Below are 19184 nucleotides of genomic sequence, written 5' to 3' on the forward strand. Positions count from 1 at the left end.
GTTGCTCCGGACCGCTTTCGCCTCAAGCCTGCCCGTTCGTTGCCGGATCGGGTCCGCGGTTCACCCGACCGAACGGAATCCCGATTCAATCCAGCACCGGGTCGTTGACGGTGGGCGCCGTCACGCGTTCGCGGGTTTCGGCCGGAACGACGAGAACCGGGCACCGCGCGCGATGGATGCACTCCCACGCCGTCCCGCCGAGCGGTTCGGCATCCCACAGGTTCCTCCCGTGGTCACCGAGCACGAGCAACGCGGCGCGGTCGGAGCAGGCGACGAGCACGTCCGCAGCCCTGCCGTTCAGGAGTTCCGCACGCAGGTGCGGGAGGGGCTCCCCCACCAAGCAGGCCCGAACAGAACCGCTCAAACCGCGCATGGGTGCTTCGTAAGGTTCGAGGGTCGACTGCCGGGACGAGTCGGGGGCGGGCGGGCAAACGGTGATCGCTCGGACCGGGAGGTGCCGAAGACGTGCTTCCTCAATTGCCCAGCGCAGCGCGCGCACTCCGGCCGGGGTCCCGTCGACGCCCACCACGATCGGGTCAGCCTCGGTCATGTCCACCTCACCGGTCAGATCGGCGCGTCCACACCGGTTGGACGATTTCCCACTCCCGGTGCCACGCTCGTCGCGCCCGGACGTCGGCCAGCCACCGCACGACCGCGATGGCCAACGCGCACAGCAACTGGGTGCCGAGCATGATGGTCGCCGCGACCACCACCGCTGTCGCCATCACCTGACCGTCCGTCCGCGGCGGTGGCACGATGTCCTCTTCCTCGTTCACCCAGATTGGCACCGGGTCACCAACCTCGCTTCCCGGCGAAGCTCGGATATCGCCCAGGTGCGTGCTGCCGTCCGAGCCGGTCCAGCGGACCGGAACGCGCGCCGAGGGCGCCTGATGCTGCCGACCGCTGCCGGCCGGTGAGAACTCGGCGGGGCCGCGAACCACCGCGACGACCTGATGTCGCCGCGCAGCCTCCGCCTCGGCCATCCGCGCCTGATCCTCGAAGATCCGATTGCCCACGACCGCGGAAGCGGGGACGGCCAGCACGATTCCGAGTAGCAGGGCCACTGTTGCGAGCGCGGTCACCCGGTCGACCGCTCGTCGCAGCGGGTTCGCCCTGGGGTCGAGCGCCTGAACGATCCAGCGCACATGTGTGCGCGTCGTGCCTCTCGCCATGCCAACACTCCCGATGAACGGCTGCGCCCTGCGGGTACCCAACATCGCGGCGAAACTCGACACGGACGGGGTCGCATCGCCTCGCCGTGGCGGAACGGCCGGTGTGGGCGAAACTCCGGCCGAACCAGGGCGATACCGGAAAACCCGTTCACCATCTCGGACAATTCATGTCCAACATTTCCGAAAGTTGCTACCCGAACAACCGGGTCGTCATTCTTTCAGGCGAACAATATTCCACTAGAACTGATGAAGAAGATTTCCGTGAAATAGTCTCCCGAAGCACTGGTCGACCAATCTCCGCGCGACCTCCCGAGTCGACCGGGCCGACCGGCCAGCCACAGCACCGCAGGACAGGAACAGCTCCTCCTCGCGTCCGAGTGCACAGCGACAGCAGGATCGCGCTGACCGGACAAAACGCGGTGATAGGTTCCAGTCGGTCATGACTCTGCTGGCCGGGCTCGTGATTTTCAGCGGGCCCGGCGACATTTTCCGCGGGTCACGGCGGCCTGACGAATTCGCATCGCACGCCGATGACGAACGACAGAAGGGGAAGCCAACGATGGAGATGGACTTCGACAAGCCCGTACGAAATCAACCTGGCACCGTTCGGGGACAGGCGATCCGCCCGGAGCACTCCGAGGGCGACCGGCTGACCTTCGGCACGAACTGAGACCCGGTAGGCCGATTCACCCATGCCCGGAATGCCGACACCACCCGGCGGCGTCGAGGAACACTTCGTCGTCCTCCCCGACTGCGATGACGCGCTCGCCGCCGCCAAGCGTTTCTCCCGGCCCCGCACCAGAACGGTCCGACACCCTTCGGGCCGACCGTGGCTGATCGGCCGCTGGTCCGATGCGAACATCGTTTTCGCCCGGACCTCACGAGCCTCCCTCATCGTCCTCGGCAGCTGCCCGGTGACCGTTTCGGAGCTGGCCCACAAGGCCGGCGGACTGCGGGACCTCACCGAACTCGACGCGCTGGCTCAAAGCTTGCCCGGAAGTTTTCACCTCATCGGGAGCCTCGACCAGCGGATTCGCATCCATGGTTCCGCAACCGGTCTCCGACGCGTTTTTCACGCGACCGTTCAAGGCACCGTGGTAGCAACCAGCCGGGCGGACACGCTCGCTTCGGCCATCCGCGCGATACCCGATCAGCACCGGATCGCCACTCGCCTGCTGTGGCCGGTACCGAAACCGTTCGACGAAGGCTCGATGTGGCAGGGAGTCGAGGCGGTCGCCCCGGAAGACGCACTGGTCATCGAGCCGGACGGACAGAACAGTCGGGTATCCAACTGGTGGTCTCCACCCGAACCGACACGTTCGGTCGAAAGCGGTGCCCCCGCTGTCCGCGAAGCACTGGCCGACGCGGTCGGCGCCCGAGCGGACCGCGGTGGCACGATCAGCTGCGACCTTTCCGGCGACTCGGACTCCACCACCATCTGCTTCGTGGCCGCGCGATCCTCGGCCAAGGTCGTGGCCAGCACATCGCCCGGGCACGGCCCGGCCGACAGTGATCTGCAGTGGGCCCGGTACGCGGCCGAACACCTGCCCGAGGTGGAACACGTCGTCTGGTCACCCGCGGAGTCCCCGCACGTCTACGGGGAGTTGCTGGAAATCGGCAGCTCGCTGGACGAACCGACCATCGGCGTGCCGGACCGGGCACGGGCGCTCGCACACGTGCCCACCCTCCGTGCGAAGGGAAGCCGTCTGCACCTCACCGCGATCGGCGGCGATCATGTGGCGTGGGGCTCGGCGGCGTACTACCACCGCCTCGTTCGAACCCGGCCACTACTCGCACTCCGTAGATTGCGCGGATTCCGAGCCCTGTGGAACTGGCCGGTGATCGGCATGTACCACGCGCTCGCCGACTCCCGGAGCTACCCGGAATGGCTTTCGGATTCCGCCCGGGACCTCCGTGGACCACTACCCGCGAGCGAACGCAGCGCTCTCGGGTGGGGAATACCGCCGCGCCTTTCCGGCTGGATCACCCCCGAAGCAGCTCACCTCGCGCGAGAGTCGCTCAGTGTTGCGGCCGACCACGCCGCACCACTGTCCCCGGACCGGGGCATGCACGCCGACCTGGCACGGATCCGTTCGTGCACTCGCGTTCTGCGGCAGTGGGACCAGCTGTCGGCCCGAGCCGGGCTTCCGCTGGCGTCCCCGTTCGTGGACGACCGGGTGGTCGAGGCATTTCTCTCGGTCCATCCCGGTCAACGGGTCACGCCGTGGCAGTACAAACCACTGCTCGCACGAGCGATGGACGGAATCGTTCCGGATTCGTGCCTGCGGCGCAGGAACAGGTCCATCGCCGCCATGGACGCCCCCGACGGACTCCGCGAACATCGGGACGACCTCGCGGCGTTGTGGAAGAACTCACGGCTCGCCGAGCGCGGTCTCGTCGATGCTCACGCACTGCGCACCTTGGTACTTCGACCGGAGGGCCCCGGGTTCCGCGACGCCATCCTCCACTCGACGATCGCCTGCGAGGTCTGGTTGCGCAATCTCGAACGAACAGCACGAGCAACGGTCCCGCAGCAGGGCGCGGGCGTGCCCTGCTGATATCTCTCGAAACAGCCCGGACTCCGCCGCGTTCGCGCCCAGTCCACGCGCAACGGCGGCACTCGCCCGGACCGCAGAACTTCCCGGCCGGTGACTCCCCGCTCCCACTCCGGCCGGGCGCAGGAAGGAAAGCGATGGGATCACGAACGTCACCGACCGTCGCGAGGCACGAGGCACGATGCGCGAGGCGAAGCGTGACGCAGTCGGGTGCGACGGTTCGGGCGGGAGCGCGAGCGATGTTGCGGCTGACCACCGGGCACGAACGCGTGATCGCAGTGGCGATCGTGCTTACTCTCGCGGGGGCGGTGTTCGGTCTGGTGCAGCCGCTGATCGCCAAACACGTGCTCGACGCCGGAACGCACGGGACCGCGCTGTGGCCGGTCTTCCTGGGACTGGCTGTTCTGCTCCTCGCCGAGGCGGGAAGCACGGCGTTGAGCCGGCTCTTCCTGAGGAACATGGGCGAAGGGATCGTGCTCGGCCTCCGCCACAGCCTCACCTCCCGGCTGTTGCGACTGGACATGCAGGTCTACGAGCGGCGTCGCACCGATGATCTGATCTCCAGGGTCACGGCGGACACAGCGCTGTTGCGGCAGGCCGTAGCGCAAGGAGTCGTCGACGTCGCAACCGGTGCGCTCACCGCAGCGGGCGCGGTGGTGCTGATGCTCTGGATCGACCCGTTTCTCTTGGGGCTCGTGGCGATCAACGCGGGCATCGCGGCACTGTCGGTCTCCCCCTTGCTCACGGGCATCCGCATCGCGGACGAACGCGCCCGGAGCGCCGTCGGTTCGCTCGCCTCCGAATTGGAAGGAGTGCTGCGCTCACTGCGCATGATCCGCGCGAATCGCGCCGGACGGCGCGTGCTCGAACAGCTCGACGACCGCATCCGCACCGTGTACCAGACGGGCGTCCGTGCCGGGAGGCTCGCATCGGTGCTGAACCCGGCCGTGGAGCTGGTGTCGAAGGGCTCATTCCTGCTGGTCCTCGTGATCGGCAGCGCGCGAGTGGTGAGCGGCGACGCTTCACTCGGAGACCTGACCGCTTTCCTGCTCTACGCCGCCTACCTGGTGGTCCCGCTCTCATCGGCACTTCGTGGCCTGGGACGTGTGCGGAACGGCTTCGCCGCATGGCAGCGCATCGACGAGGGGCTCGGTCTCGAAGTGGAGGCGGATTCGCCCCAGCGTGCCCCGGTCGATTCGCCGCGAGACCCGCCCGCGCTCGAAATCCGGGACGTCTGGTTCGGCTACCGGGCGCATCCGGTCCTGCGCGACGTCTCGCTCGGCGTGCCGCGCGGTCGGATCGTCGCGCTGGTCGGCAGATCGGGGGCAGGCAAGAGCACGATCTTCGCTCTGGTGACGAGGTTCTACGAGCCGGACTCCGGCGAGTTGCACTTCGACGGCCAACCGGCTCACTCGCTGAGCAGGGACGTATGTCGCTCTCGGGTGTCCCTCGTCGATCAGGACGCCCACATCATCGAGGATTCGTTGTGGAACAACATCGCGTACGCGATGCCCGACGCCGCCGACCACGAGGTGGACCGGGTCGTTGAACTCGCCGACCTCCGCGGAGTGGTGCGTCGGCTACCGGACGGGTTGAACAGCGTGATCGGTGCAGGAGGAGATGCGCTGTCCGCCGCTGAGCGGCAGCGCGTCGCCCTCGCGCGCGCTCTACTCCCGCGTCCATCGGTGCTGTTGCTGGACGAACCGACCTCGCACCTGGATGCCATCGGCGCGGCCTCGCTGACCGAAGTCATGACCAACGTCGCCTCGGAGTGCGGCGTGCTCGTCGCCACGCAGCGGCTGTCGGCCGTGCGGCATGCGGACCGCATCGTCGTTCTCGACGACGGCCGAACCGTTGCCGCCGGTACTCACGACGAACTGCTCACGAACAGCGGCCTCTACCGCGAGCTGGTGGCCGGTCAGGAAATCTCGTCCACACCACACCAGCCGCAGAAGCCCTTCCCCTTCGATGCCTTGCCATAACCGTGTGGGGCGGACGGCCCCGAAGCCATCTCCGGGTGGTCAGTACCGGCGGCAGCTCCCGCCTCGGCACGAGGAGACCTGACGCCAGGGCCGAACCGCGTCTACCGCCGTCTACGCCGGACGCGGACGGCTCGCGAACGCCACTGCGCCGACCAGCCGTTGCGTCCTCGCCGAATCCGGAGGGGGCCGATTCTGATGGTGCGTTTCCGTGGGCGAGTCGTCCACATTGCACTCCTCCGCGTGTTCTTGTCAGACGTGGTCACGAGGAATCACGCGCTGCCAGTTCTGCGAGAAGAGCCGTTCCCCCTTCTCGTAGGCATCGAGCCGGGCGTGAAGGTGGAAGTCGGTCGGGGTCGAGGTGAGCATCGTGTAGGTCTCGGTCTCGACCCGCCAACCTTCGCGCTCGAAGCGGATCTTCGTGGTGGTTTCCCCGCTCACCGAGTCGAAATCGTTGCCGATCCGGCCGTAGCGTTCGTAGGTGCGCCTGCTGACCTCCCAGTCGATGTCCTCCATCCGCACCGTCCCCTTGTCGCCGAGCACTTCGAGCGCGCACCCGTCGCTGACCAGGTCGTGGGTCACCGTCCAGCTCTGCCTCCCCGGGAGCAGCTGCGTCTCCGGCAGCGGCGGAGCACCTTCGGGCTCTCCGAACGGTTCCACGATGTTGTCCGGCTCGCCCAGGTCACGGACCGGGAGAAGCAGACTACTGAGTCCACTGTAGACGGTCAGCTTGACCGGATGCGGCGGCGGCCACGCGAGCGGCCAGTACGAAGTCGAGATCGCCAGCCGAATCCGGTGACCCGCCGGGAACGTCTGCGCACACCCGTTCAGATAGACCCGTGCGCGGCACCGCTCGCCCGCAGGCAACTCCTCCGGATGCTCGTGCCCGTTCCGGTGCGTGAGGTTGAGCAACCCGTAGGTCACCCGGGTCGCGCGACCACCAGGCGCCACGTCCGACAGGCGCACGGCCACCATCGCCACCGGCTGGTCGGACTCGAACTCCAGATCGAGCGCCGCCGCACCGAGGATTTCGCAGTCCTCGGTCAGCACATCGCTGTCGAAGACCAACGACCCGCCATCTTCCTGACGCTGGTCGTAGGGAAGATCCGGTGGCGCGTTGTACGAGCACCACTTGCCTGCGAACTGCCCCACCGAGAGCGGGGATTCCACTGTGCGAACGCGCACAGGCACTTCTTCGTCGCGGGCAGCGATCCGTCGCTGCGCCAGCCGGTGCTCGATCAGGCGCACGTGCGGTGTCGGCCAACTCGGCTCACCGACCCAGCGACCCGGTCGCTTCGTGTAGGACGTCGACGGCGGGACGCTGTCCTGCATCCAGGCCGTCAGCATCGGACCATCCATGATCCCGTTGTCGATGCCCTTGAGCCACCGGTCCCACCAGCGGACCAGTTCCTGCAGGAAGCCGATCGCGGGCCCTGGCTGGCCGAGATGCGGGTACTTGTGCGACCAAGGCCCGATGAGCCCCTTCCGCGGCACGTCGAGGTGCTCCATCAATCGGAAGACGCTGTTCGAGTAACCGTCGGCCCAACCGCTGATGGCGAACACCGGGCAGCGGATCGCCGAATAGTCCTCCCGGACGGAGCCGTGCCGCCAATACGCGTCCCGAGTCTGGTGCCGTAGCCACTCGTCCAACCACAAGCCGCTGTGGTTCAACCGGTCCAGCCACATTTTGCGCCACCCGTCCCCCACCAGCGCTGGGTCGGGTGGACACGAGTTGTACGCGAACATCGTCGATGCCCAGGAGAGGTTGTCCCCGAGCAGGCAACCGCCCATGTAGTGCACGTCGTCGGCGTAGCGATCGTCGCTGGAGCAGACCGTGGCCACGGCGTGGAGTTCGGGCGGGCGTCGGGCCGCCAGCTGCAGACCGTTGAACCCACCCCACGAAATGCCCATCATGCCGACCCGTCCGTCGCACCACGGCTGCTCGGCCAACCACTTGAGCACATCCTCGCAGTCCTCGAATTCCTGTTCGAGGTACTCGTCGGTGAGCACGCCCTCCGACTCGCCGCTACCACGCAGGTCGACCCGAGCGCACGCGTACCCGTGTCCGGCCATATACGGATGGTGGATCGCATCCCGACCGGCGGTGAAATCGCGCTTACGGTAAGGAATGAACTCCAGAACCGCGGGAACCGGCGCGGACGATGAGCCCTCCGGCCGCCAGATCCTCGCACCGAGTCGAGTGCCGTCCGACATCGGCACCCACACGTGTTCGTCCTCCGTGACCGTATTCGGAAACTCGGTCACAGTCCGCATTGGATACTCCCACTTCCCCGATTCGCGAACCGCGTCCGTTCGCCTTCTCTGCCTCGAGATCTACCCGCGTTCGCATTCGTCAAACCTGAGGGCGTCAAAGGCGCCGGCGTGGGTACACCGCGAGGTGCACGCTGAAGAAGCGACCGAGAAGGTGCGGCATGGCCAGGAATGTATTCGTATTGGGCTTGGACGAACTGAACCACGAGATCCTCCGCCAGATCCCGCACCTGTCGGAATACCGTTTCGAGCCCTTGCTGACCGTGGACGAGCTCACGGGCCGCCACGAGCTCGACTTCACCGCCCTGCTCGACCGAGCACAGCGACAGCTGGAGAACTTCGACGGCCCGATCGACGCCATCGTCGGGTATTGGGACTTCCCGGTGAGCTCACTGGTGCCGATCCTGTGCCGTCGCCTCGGCCTCCGGGCTCCCCCGCTCGAAGCGGTCGTCAAATGCGAGCACAAGTACTGGAGCAGGCTCGAACAGCAGAAGGTCGTCGACGACCTCCCCAGGTTCGCCCTCGTCGATCTGGCCACGGACCCCGAGGTACCTCCCACGCTGGAAATGCCGATGTGGCTCAAACCGGTCAAATCGTTCTCCTCGGAACTCGCCTACAAAGTCCACAACCGCACGGAATTCGACCGAGCGGTCGAGGAAATCCACCGGGGTGTCGGCAAGATCGGCGGACCGTTCGAAGAAGTGTTGAGCTTCCTCGACCTGCCCCCGGAGATCGGCGAGGTCGGCGGCAAGGCCTGCCTCGCGGAGGAAGCCGTCGAGGGCTACCAGGTCACCGTCGAGGGGTACAGCACGGCGGACGAGGTGCGTACCTACGGGGTGATCGACTCGGTCAACTACCCGGACAGCTCATCCTTCCTGCGATACCAATACCCGTCCACGCTCCCGAACGCGGTGCAGGAGCGCTTGATCACCAGCTCCAAGCGCCTGATCCGACAGATGGGGCTAATGGGAAGCACGTTCAACATCGAGTACTTCTGGAACCCCGAGACCGACGCGATCAACGTCATCGAGATCAACCCGCGGCTTTCGCAGTCCCATGCCCGGTTGTTCACCGCGGTCGACGGCTTCCCGAACCACCTCTCCATGATCCAGCTCGCGCTCGGCGAGGAACCGGAGAGCCACGACCGCGCGGGCGACCACACCGTCGCAGGCAAGTGGTTCTACCGGCGGTTCTCGGACGGATTGGTGCGGCGTACCCCCACCCGCGCCGAACTCGACCGCATCGAGCAGGACATCCCGGGAACGAAGATCAAGATCGTCCCCGCCGAGGGCGAACGCCTGTCCCAGCTCCCCGGGCAGGACGCCTACAGCTACGAGCTCGCCGACATCTTCATAGGTGCCCCGGACGAGGACGAACTCGTCGCTCGATACGACCGGGCCGTGCGGGAGCTGCACTTCGAGTTCGACCCGTGACCGCGGCCGGACATGTTTCGAAGCCGACTCCCGCGGGCAAGCAAGGAAAGTGGAACGAATGAGCTTCAGGCACGAACTGGCCCAGCAGCTGCGGGTGGATTCCGTCCGAGCAAGTGACGCGGGCGGCTCCGGCCACCCGACGTCGTCGATGTCCGCAGCGGACCTGATGGCCACGCTGCTGGACGGGCACCTGCGGCTGAACTTCGACCATGCAGGTGATCCGCGGAACGATCACCTCATCTTCTCCAAAGGCCACGCCTCTCCGCTGCTGTACTCGTGTTTCAAGGCGGTCGGCGCCGTCGATGACGCGGAACTCCTGACCTTCCGCAAGTTCGGCAGCCGGATGGAGGGCCATCCGACCCCACGGCTGCCGTGGGTGGATGTCGCCACCGGCTCACTCGGTCAGGGCCTGCCGGTCGGTGTGGGACTGGCCTTGACCGGCAAGCGGCTCGACCGATTGCCCTATCGGGTCTGGGTGTTGTGCGGCGACAGCGAGATGGCCGAGGGTTCGATCTGGGAAGCGGTCGAACACGCAGGGCACGAGCGATTGGACAACCTCGTCGCGGTCGTCGACGTCAACCGGCTCGGCCAAACCGGTGAAACGATGCACGGCTGGGACCTGAATTCGTACTCCGCCCGCGCGGAAGCCTCGGGGTGGCACACGATCGAGATCGACGGTCACGACCTCGATGAGATCGAGTCCGCGTTCGCCTCCGCCACCGCGACGCACGGTCGACCGACCATGATCGTCGCGCGCACCAAGAAGGGCAGGGGCGTGCGCGATGTCGAGGATGCCCTCGGCGCCCACGGCAAGCCGCTGAAGAACCCCGTCGAAGCCATCGAAGAGCTGGGCGGAAAACGGGACCTGCGAGTACAGCCGGACAGGCCGAGCCACGACCGGCCGGTCCACGAGTTCCCGCTGCGGCAGGACGAGCCCGTCCGCTTCGATCCGGGTACCGAGGTCGCTACCCGGAAGGCGTACGGGCAAGCGCTGCGCGCCCTCGGCAACCGCCGCGGTGATGTGGTCGCCCTGGACGGCGAGGTTTCGAACTCCACGCACTCCGAGATGTTCCGCGAAGCCCATCCCGAACGGTATTTCGAGATGTACATCGCCGAGCAGCAGATGCTCGCCGCTGCCATCGGCATGCAGGCGCGGGGTTGGCGGCCGTTCGCCTCGACCTTCGCCGCATTTCTCGCCCGCGCATACGACTTCATCCGCATGGCCGCCGTCAGCAGAGCGAACATGTCGCTGGTTGGGTCGCACGCCGGAGTCGCCATCGGCGAGGACGGTCCTTCTCAGATGGCGTTGGAAGACCTCGCCGCGCTGCGCGCCGTGCACGGAAGCACCGTGCTCTACCCGTGTGACGGAAATCAGACGGCCGCGCTCGTCGAGCTGATGGCGGATCAGCCCGGTATCTCGTACCTGCGCGCCAGCCGTGGCGCAGCGCCGGTACTCTACGGGCGTGATGAAACCTTCCGAATCGGCGGTTCCAAGGTGGTCCGGGACGGAGACCACGTAACGCTGGCCGGAGCGGGCGTGACGGTTCACGAGTCCTTGCGCGCCGCGGGAATCCTGCAGGACAACGGCATCAACGCCCGAGTGCTCGACCTGTACTCGATCAAGCCGATCGATGCCGAGGCGCTCGCAGCGGCAGCTAGCGACACCGCCGGCATCGTCACCGCCGAAGACCACTGGCCCGAGGGCGGATTGGGTGAAGCGGTCCTCACCGCACTCGCCACCGGATCGACGCGCACACCCGTCCGAACCCTCGCCGTATCCGGCATGCCCGGCTCGGGGACCCCGCAGGAACTGCTCCACGAAGCGGGGATCAGCGCGGAGGACATCGCCGCGACGGCGCTCGAACTCGTGCGCGAGCACAGCGCCGTCTGATTCCGGAGGCGCTCATGACGCAGGCGCGGCACTCGCTCTGGCAGGAGGGCGAACAGCCCGCTTACCCCGCCCTGGACGACAATCGGCACTTCGACGTGGTCGTCATCGGTGCGGGTATTGCCGGATTGACGACCGCGTTGTTGCTCAAACGACAGGGCTGCCGGGTCTCCGTACTCGAATCCGGCGGGGTCGCTTCCGGTGCAACCGGGTTGAACACCGGCAAAGTGAGCGCACTCCAGTCCACGATGTACTCGGCGATTAACTCCCACCGGGGCCGAGAAGCCGCCGAAACGTACGCAGCCGCCTCAATGGCCGCCGTTGGCAAGCTGGTCGATCTCGCCAACGGCGAGTCCATCGAGTGCGGTCTGCGTCATCGGAATGCCTATACCTACGCCACCGACGACGTCGAACTAGGGGCGGTGGTACGTGAAGTCGAAGCGGCGCAACGAGCCGGACTTCCGGTGGAATTCCGAGAAGACACCGACCTGCCGTTTCCGGTGAAGGGCTCGGTGGCGCTGGCCGACCAGCTGGAGTTCGACCCCGTTCGGTACACCGGTGGGCTCGCGGCGGCCGTGCACGGCGACGGTTGCGCGGTTTACGAGAACACCCGAGCGGTCGGACTCGACGAAGGTGCTCCCTGTGGGATCCAGACCACCCGCGGTCTGGTCACCGCTGATCAGGTGGTGGTCGCCACCCATTATCCGATATTCGACAGGGGCCTCTACTTCGCGCGGTTGGAACCGAAACGCTCGTACTGCATCGCCGCCCGAACGCGCGGAGAGCTTCCAAGCGGATTGTCGATCAATCCCGGCAATCCGACGCGGTCGCTGCGTTCCTGCGGTGATCTGCTCGTGGTCTGCGGGGAAGGGCACGCGACCGGCGCGCGCGGCATCAGCGAAACGCGCTACGAACAGCTCGAGGATTTCACCAGGAAGCACTGGGACGTCGAGGAATTCACCCATCGCTGGTCGGCGCAGGACCCCACGTCATACGACCACTTTCCCATGGTCGGCAGTTACACACCGGTGTCCGCACGCGTCTACGCGGCCACCGCGTTCATGAAGTGGGGACTTACCGGAGGAACGTTCGCGGGGATGCTGCTCGCCGACCTGATCGGCGGGCGCGACACGCCGTGGCGCGAGGCCTTCTCCCCCACCCGGCTCTCGGCGAGTTCTTCCGCATCGCTGGCGCGGATCAATTTCAACGCCGGGATGGACTTCGTCGCCGACCGGATCGCTCCCGGGCAGGCCACTGAGGTCGAAAAGGTCGCCCGTGGACAAGCTCGGGTCGTGCGGCAGCACAGTGAGCCGAACGGGGTGTACCGCGACCACGACGGACTCCTGCACGTCGTGTCCCTGCGCTGTACGCACCTCGGGTGTCTGTTGCGGTTCAACGGTGCCGAACTCAGCTGGGACTGCCCTTGCCACGGGTCGCGATTCGACGTGGACGGCGAGGTGTTGGAAGGTCCGGCCGTGCACCCGTTGCGGAAACCCCATGAGGACCGTCCCTGATCCGCGTTCCCTCATTCCGACGCACACCACCGCTCCGACCGGCCCCAAGGTTTCCAACCCGCGCGTTGCTCGATCGCGTCACCTGCCTTCGCCGCTGGTCACCGATCCGCACTCGAACACGTTCCCACCCGGTTTCGGCATCCTGGCGCTCCCGGGACACACAGCGAGCACGCCCACAACATAGGATCCTCACGGACGAGTGATCCACCGAGGAATCCCTGGAGGTTCGGTGCCGAGCACCGCATGGGATCAGTTGACCACTGATCAGCAGTCCGCAGTGGAGAAGGCCGCTCAGGACGAGTTCTCCGCGCGCGGCTTCTCGAACTCGGATCTGCGCACCATCGCTTCCGGCGCCGATGTGACGCTGGACCGGATCTACGAGTACTTCCCGGAGAAGCTCGACCTCTACGCCCACATCGTCGCGCAGACCGCCGGGCGCATTCGCGATGAGATGGTCCGCAGATTGATAGCGCTGGAACCGGAACACCGGCCGATGCTCGCCGTGCTGGAAAACCTGATCACCGAGTGGGTCGACTACTTCGATGATCACCCGCTCGAGTTGGGTATTACGGCCGCGGTCAACCTCGAAGGCGACCCGGCCGCACGGCACATCGTGCGGGAGACCGCCAACGAGTACTACCTCGAAGTGCTCCGCCCGCTGCTGGAGGATGCACGCCAACGCGGCGACCTGCGCTCCGACGCCGATATCGACGCCTTCCTCGCCCTGCTTCTGCTGGTTCTGCCGCATCTGGCGGTCGCGCGGCACGTTCCCGGACTCGACCCCGTGCTGGGGCTGTACGGGATGGACAGCAAAGACGCCGCGCTGATCGCACGCAGGCTCATGGCCGTGTTCAGCTCGGCCTTCGGTCCGCGCTCGATCTGACGACGAACACCGTCCACCCCTCCCCGAGGGCGACAAATCCGGTGCCCGGATCGCGCACTCAGCTGTGCACGGCGCTGCCGACCGGTTCGGCCGGCCTGCCTCCCCGCTCACCGGATACCGCGACGACCGGGAGCACCGCGGCGAGAGCGATCAGCGATCCCCACAGCAGGCACTCGACGTGGCCGAATCGAGGTGCGAGTACCGCCAGCAGGTAAGGAGCCGCGAATCCTACGTAGATCAAAGCGTAGAAGACCGCGGCCAGGCTGCCCAACTCTCCAGGGCCCGCCAACCGCTCGACCTCACGCAGACCCGAGACCATGAGCATGCCGTAGGCCGTACCGAGCAGTACGCACACCAGTGGCACGAACCAGGAGTTGCGCGTCAACCCGGTCAGGGCAGCCAAGCCAAGACCACCGGCGGTCATCAGCAACCCGGTAACCGTGGGAGCCAGCGCACCACCACGGCCGATGCGCCGGGCTAGGGGCTGTACGAGCATGCCGGTGAACAGTGCCAGCCCGGTGAGGGCGCCAGCGAAGGCGATCGGGTGGGCGGGGGTGAGTTCCGGCGCCAGCGTAGGGACCACCGCGAATCCGATCGTCACGGTCGCGAACACCCACGGCGCCCAGATCGCCACACCCCAGACGAACCGGACGCCCCGCGCCGCTCGCGGGAACAGCGGTTGTCGTGGTCCGCCACTCCCTGGCGCGCGCAGCGCGGACGGGTCGGCAGCCGACCACGCGAGTGGAAGGACGACGAGTACGAGCAGAACGTGCACGAGGTAGGGAGTGACCTCCGGAAAGGGCACCCACTGCGCCACGGCACCCGCGATCAGCGGTCCCCCGCCGAAACCACCCGACAGTGAGAGAGCCGCGCGTCGCGCCCCCGCACCCTCGGGCGCACCGGCGGACAGCTCCTTCACCCAGGCGCTACCCGCACTGAAGGACACTCCGGAGGCGACTCCGGCCAGCAGCCGCCCGAAGTACAGCAGTTCCGGGCGAACGACACCGGCGACGAGCACCACCGAGGCGACCAGGGACAGCACCAGGGACAACCGGACGGCGCCCCGACGCCCGTGCCGATCCGAGTAACGCCCGGCGACCACCAGCGACGGGATGAGGCCGAGCGCGTACACGCCGAACATCGCGGTGACCGCCGCTTCGGGTAGTCCCTGCTCCGTCCGGTACACGCCCAGCAACGGCGCGAACTGGTTGGCGCCCCAGCCGACCGCGAACATCGCGAGCGCAACTCGAAACCACGTTCTTCCCGACATGACCCCATCCAGCTGATCGCCCGCAATCAGCTGTCGACGCTAGATCAGCCCCCGCCGGGTGAACACCGTACCGGCGCGCCCCGACCTGTGGCCTTGCTTACAGCTGTCTGCCCGGACGTCACCTGCGTTGATCGGCGACTCTCCGGCAGGCAGCGACATGCCCTCCCAACAGCAACCATCCCGACAACCGACATCGAACGAAGGCCTCGACAGTCGCGGGAGACGAACCACGGGGCCGGCCGCTCTTCCGATCAGCTCAGCGCACCGGGTGGAGACCGGAAACCAACCAGGGCGGCAAGCCGCACTTGTCGAACAACCGCGAGTCGAAGAACGCGGCCACGTGACCGACGCCAGCAGGCGACAACGTCACCACCTGCAGGTGAAAAGGTTCGTAACCACCGTCCGCGCTCCGCATGTACACCCCGAAGGCCGGTTGTCCGTTCGCCTTCGTCGGCATCAATCGGAGATCACCGGGCCCAGCCGGACACCGGGTGTCGACCAGGCGCCCGATATCCGACGGCCCCTGGTACCAGCCGTCGAACGGCGGCATTTCCCACACCGCGTCGGCAGCGAACAGCTCCACGAGAGCGGGGATGTTCTTGGCCTCGAAGGCGGCGACGTAGCGGTCGAGCAGTTCTCGCTGATCCGGCTCGGCCGGTTCGACGATCTCGTCCTCGTTCGGTACCGCCTCGTCGATCTGCGCGCGGGCACGCTGCATCGCGCTGTTGACCGCTGCGACGGTGGTTCCGAGGAACTCGGCGACCTCCGAGGCGCGCCACTTCAAGACTTCGCGCAGGAGCAGCACGGCGCGTTGCCTGGGAGGGAGATGCTGAAGAGCGGCCACGAAGGCCAATCGCGTGCTCTCCCGAGATGTGACGATCGTTGCCGGATCCGTTCGGTCGTCATCGACGAGTACGTCCGGCATCGGCTCGAGCCACGGTACTTCCCGCCGCTCCACGAGATCATCGGCCGGATCGGAACCGGAGCTGCCCAAACCGGTGGGCATCGGGCGTCGCTTGCGGTTCTCGAGCGCCGTCAGGCATACCGTCGTCGCGATTCGGTACAGCCAGGTGCGCAGCGTCGACCGCCCTTCGAACCGGTCGTACGCGCGCCAGGCGCGCAGGTAGGTCTCCTGCACGAGGTCCTCGGCATCGTGCACCGATCCCGACATCCGATAGCAGTGGGCCAGGAGTTCACGCCGGTACGAATCGGCCAGACGCGGGAACTCCGCGTTGGTGACGCCATCGACCGGATCACCCACCACACCGCTCCTTCCGCCGTCCAGGACTCGACTGTAAGCCCGGGGCAAGCCGCGATCCAGCGGAAAGGGCTGTTTCGGCGGAACCGCACTCGGGGACGAAACGGCGATCCCGCAGCGGTCATCCCGCCGGGAGGGGCCGCTCGGGAGGTGCGACAGCGCCGGTCCGCAGCGCTACGTGCCCACCGGACCGATCACCGCTCCCCGGTTTCGCGCGTGAGCTGCATGCCCGTGATATGCCTCAGGTCGTGTCCCCGCTCCGGTAGATGGCCGAATAACGCGCCGCCTGCTCGGCGTGCAAGGCGGCCTTGCTCCGCTTGCGGACGGCTTTACCCGTGCCGAGCGCGTACCCGTGTTTGGCCAGCCGGTATTCGCTGGTGTGCTCCATGTACGAGAGCGAGTACCAAACGGACAGGATGACGCCGCCCAGCAGCGACATGAGCACGATCCACAGCGGCCCGGGCGCGAGGAGGATCAACAGGCCCGGGGAGATCTGCACCAGCGTGCGCGCGATGTGCCGCAGGACCCACGTTCGCGTGGTGATGTCGTGCAGCACCCATTCGCGATGGCGATCCGGCAGGCTTCCGCCGAAGGCGTACCAGATCCACCACAGCGGGTTGGGCCGCAGTCGCTCCCCTTCGCTCATCATCAACCTCTCGCTTCACGGTCGGTGCACGTCGTGACGCTCGCCAGCCGCACTCGTAGGGCCGGCCGCGCCCGTCCGTGCCCCCGGCACTCGCCGCGCCGTGCGGGGAGCACCACCCTCGATCAATCTACCTCCTCCACCAGCACGGACCGAACGGAGTTCAGCATCTCCGGTACCGGTTGATCATGTTTTCGGCTCGTGAAACCCGGCCCGATGGCCTGCGCTCTTCGAGCATTCCGAGCACGGTTCCGGCCGGCACGCGAGAGCGTCGAGAAGCACTCGCAGTTCCTCCGCGAGCGCTGGCAACGGCTGTTCCGCTCGCTCTACCCATCGGTGGCGTCGTCGACGACGCGCTCGCGCACATCACACAGCACTCGAGGTACACGGCTACCACAACACGATCAAAGGCGTCGCTAAGCACGGACGCCGCCACCACGCGCTCGCCCCCGGACCTACTGCTGGGCGCACGCTACGTTCTTCGTCAGCGTCATCCTCATCGCGTAAAACTTCTGCGGAGGCATCACCGCGGAGCGGAAGCGCCGACTCTTCCACGAGCACGTTCAGTGGTACTCGTGGTCAGGCCTCGGCGGGACGACCGAACCGCATCAGCAAGTGCGGCGTCCCGGAAAGCTCGAGCTGGCGAACCAGCGACGACCTCACCTCCGTGAGCTGCAGTGGTTGCGTCATCACCGACGCGGCGAGATCCGCAGCGACCGCTTCCAGCCAGACCCGTTCGGCCACTTCACCCACCCGGAAGTGCGCGTGCGCATCGTCGGCCGGGGTGCACAGCACCAGGACCGCTTCCTCCTGGATCCACGAGGCCAACCGCGCTTCATCGGGAAGCCTGGCCTCCGACGAGACCAATCCCACTGCCGGGAGCCCTGCCTCGCCGAACGCATCCCGCCGTATCCCGCCACCCGCGCCACCGTCCGTGGATCCCGAAGTCCACATGGCCAGCTCACGCTGGTACCGCGAGTCGCCCCGACGAATCCGCGCGGCGTAATCGAGTAGCCGAGCTAGCACCAACGCCTCCTCGGCACCAGCCAACCACCGGGCGTCGACGTCCGGCGACGATGTCGCCCGCTGCAACGAGGCTCGCTCGGGATCGCTCAATCCGTCCCGGGCGAATCGCCGCCGGTAGCTCGTGCGCTGCTCGATCGCACGGTGCAACGACGAATCGTGCGTCGTCGGCTCGTGCGGGCCCACTTCGACGACCGTGGCCACCACGTCGGTTTGCTCACCAACGGCCCACCGAACGTCGGCAAGGCTCCCGATCGCACGCAGGGACACGACGAGATTCGCCACCGCCGCACCGCACGAGATGCGCCGATCCCGCCCGTCCGGATCGTGCCGGACCAACTCCCGGTCCCGCCGTTGGTGCACCGTCACTGCTCTGCCGGTCAACTCCAGCGACCAGGGCTGCATGCTGTGCACGGACGGTGCCTGCGCTACGGCACGCTCGATCGTGTCCCGCTCCTCGGCGGACCACGCTCGATTCTCCGCGGCATGGGCACCGCCATTGGTGGCCCCTACCGACTCCTCACCGCTCATGACAGCACCTCGACGTCTCGTCTCTGCGTGCCTGTGCCTGTGCCTGTGCCTGTGCCTGTGCCTGTGCCTGTGCCTGTGCCTGAAGGAGTACCCGCCCGGACGCACCGGGACACGCGGGCCCGACCGGGTCGGGCCCGCGTGTGTGCTCCGATTCGCCGACTGTCGGCGGTGCTTCTCAGCCCTCGGCGCGGAAGACGAACCGCGCCTTTCCGATCCAGATCTCGTCCCCATCGGTCAGCTCGGCACGCTCGATCGGCTCGCGGTTGAGGTACGTGCCGTTGAGCGATCCGACGTCTACCAGGACGTAGCGTTCCTCTTCGCGAAGGATCTGGGCGTGGTGGCGCGATACCGTGACATCGTCGAGGAACACGTCGCTCTCGCGGTGCCGCCCGAACGAGATGGGCTCCTGGGTGAGGACGAAGCGGTGCCCTGCTTCGGGCCCGCGACTCACGAGCAGGTAAGCCTGGGATTCGACCGTTTCCCTCGGGTGTGGCACGACTCCCGTTCCACGTGCAGCGGGAATCGCAATCCCATCCCGCGTCCGGCTCGGCTCTTCCACACGCCGCTCGTCGCTCAACGTCGACGTGACGAAACGGGCCTCACTCGTCATCGCTTCTCCCCGATAGTTCGGATTCATTACGTGCACACCCGGTCACCTTGCGCGACCAACCCCAGGATGCCCTGCACCTGCCGATATCGGCGAGGTCTTTAGTCCCACGATGCCGTGTGGGGCCGCTCACCCGCGTCGGCGAGTCCGAACTGCA

The 19184-nt window shown here is 66.9% G+C and carries 15 protein-coding genes; 7 read left to right on the plus strand and 8 right to left on the minus strand.

Going from position 1 to position 19184, the window contains the following annotated elements; translation table 11 throughout:
- Positions 1-85 precede the first annotated feature (85 nt).
- Positions 86-550: a universal stress protein gene (locus ACYVAN_RS03130; RefSeq protein WP_460955406.1), complete on the minus strand. Its 465-nt coding sequence runs from the start codon at positions 548-550 to the stop codon at positions 86-88.
- A 7-nt stretch (positions 551-557) separates the two neighbouring features.
- Complete coding sequence (locus ACYVAN_RS03135) at positions 558-1172, minus strand: Rv1733c family protein (protein ID WP_460955408.1); 615 nt, start codon at positions 1170-1172, stop codon at positions 558-560.
- Positions 1173-1611: 439 nt separating this feature from the next.
- On the opposite strand from ACYVAN_RS03135, the gene ACYVAN_RS03140 reads away from it, so the two are divergent.
- The 3 genes from ACYVAN_RS03140 to ACYVAN_RS03150 all read left to right on the plus strand — a co-directional run bounded on the left by ACYVAN_RS03140 (position 1612) and on the right by ACYVAN_RS03150 (position 5709).
- Positions 1612-1842: a hypothetical protein gene (locus ACYVAN_RS03140; protein ID WP_460955410.1), complete on the plus strand. Its 231-nt coding sequence runs from the start codon at positions 1612-1614 to the stop codon at positions 1840-1842.
- Between the two features lie 22 nt (positions 1843-1864).
- Positions 1865-3730, plus strand: coding sequence for a lasso peptide isopeptide bond-forming cyclase (locus ACYVAN_RS03145; RefSeq protein ID WP_460955412.1), 1866 nt, complete (start codon positions 1865-1867; stop codon positions 3728-3730).
- A gap of 194 nt (positions 3731-3924) precedes the next feature.
- Positions 3925-5709, plus strand: a complete 1785-nt coding sequence (locus ACYVAN_RS03150; protein WP_460955414.1) for an ABC transporter ATP-binding protein — start codon at positions 3925-3927, stop codon at positions 5707-5709.
- A gap of 249 nt (positions 5710-5958) precedes the next feature.
- On the opposite strand, the gene ACYVAN_RS03155 is transcribed toward ACYVAN_RS03150, so the two are convergent.
- Positions 5959-7971 carry a CocE/NonD family hydrolase gene (locus ACYVAN_RS03155; RefSeq protein WP_460955416.1) on the minus strand — a complete coding sequence of 671 codons (2013 nt, stop codon included), beginning with the start codon at positions 7969-7971 and terminating at the stop codon, positions 5959-5961.
- A gap of 167 nt (positions 7972-8138) precedes the next feature.
- Here ACYVAN_RS03155 and ACYVAN_RS03160 point away from each other — a divergent pair, with 167 nt between their 5' ends.
- The 4 genes from ACYVAN_RS03160 to ACYVAN_RS03175 all read left to right on the plus strand — a co-directional run bounded on the left by ACYVAN_RS03160 (position 8139) and on the right by ACYVAN_RS03175 (position 13695).
- Positions 8139-9410 carry an ATP-grasp domain-containing protein gene (locus ACYVAN_RS03160; protein ID WP_460955418.1) on the plus strand — a complete coding sequence of 424 codons (1272 nt, stop codon included), beginning with the start codon at positions 8139-8141 and terminating at the stop codon, positions 9408-9410.
- Positions 9411-9459: 49 nt separating this feature from the next.
- Positions 9460-11301: a transketolase gene (locus ACYVAN_RS03165; RefSeq protein ID WP_460955420.1), complete on the plus strand. Its 1842-nt coding sequence runs from the start codon at positions 9460-9462 to the stop codon at positions 11299-11301.
- 14 nt (positions 11302-11315) lie between these two features.
- On the plus strand, positions 11316-12812 hold the full coding sequence (locus ACYVAN_RS03170; RefSeq protein ID WP_460955422.1) for an FAD-dependent oxidoreductase: 1497 nt from the start codon (positions 11316-11318) through the stop codon (positions 12810-12812).
- Between the two features lie 229 nt (positions 12813-13041).
- Complete coding sequence (locus ACYVAN_RS03175; RefSeq protein ID WP_460955424.1) at positions 13042-13695, plus strand: TetR/AcrR family transcriptional regulator; 654 nt, start codon at positions 13042-13044, stop codon at positions 13693-13695.
- Positions 13696-13753: 58 nt separating this feature from the next.
- Here ACYVAN_RS03175 and ACYVAN_RS03180 read toward each other — a convergent pair whose 3' ends face one another.
- From ACYVAN_RS03180 to ACYVAN_RS03200, 5 genes are all read right to left on the minus strand, one after another.
- A complete protein-coding gene (locus ACYVAN_RS03180) occupies positions 13754-14965 on the minus strand; it encodes an MFS transporter (protein WP_460955426.1) in 1212 nt (403 codons plus the stop codon).
- A 256-nt stretch (positions 14966-15221) separates the two neighbouring features.
- Complete coding sequence (locus tag ACYVAN_RS03185) at positions 15222-16226, minus strand: sigma-70 family RNA polymerase sigma factor (RefSeq protein WP_460955428.1); 1005 nt, start codon at positions 16224-16226, stop codon at positions 15222-15224.
- Positions 16227-16464: 238 nt separating this feature from the next.
- Positions 16465-16869: a DUF5313 family protein gene (locus ACYVAN_RS03190; RefSeq protein ID WP_460955431.1), complete on the minus strand. Its 405-nt coding sequence runs from the start codon at positions 16867-16869 to the stop codon at positions 16465-16467.
- Positions 16870-17445: 576 nt separating this feature from the next.
- Positions 17446-18420 (minus strand): nitroreductase family protein, encoded by a 975-nt coding sequence (locus ACYVAN_RS03195; protein WP_460955433.1) that lies wholly within the window; start codon positions 18418-18420, stop codon positions 17446-17448.
- Between the two features lie 175 nt (positions 18421-18595).
- Complete coding sequence (locus ACYVAN_RS03200; RefSeq protein ID WP_460955435.1) at positions 18596-19030, minus strand: FHA domain-containing protein; 435 nt, start codon at positions 19028-19030, stop codon at positions 18596-18598.
- Positions 19031-19184 lie beyond the last annotated feature (154 nt).

The sequence above is a fragment of the Parasphingorhabdus pacifica genome (assembly GCF_054779195.1).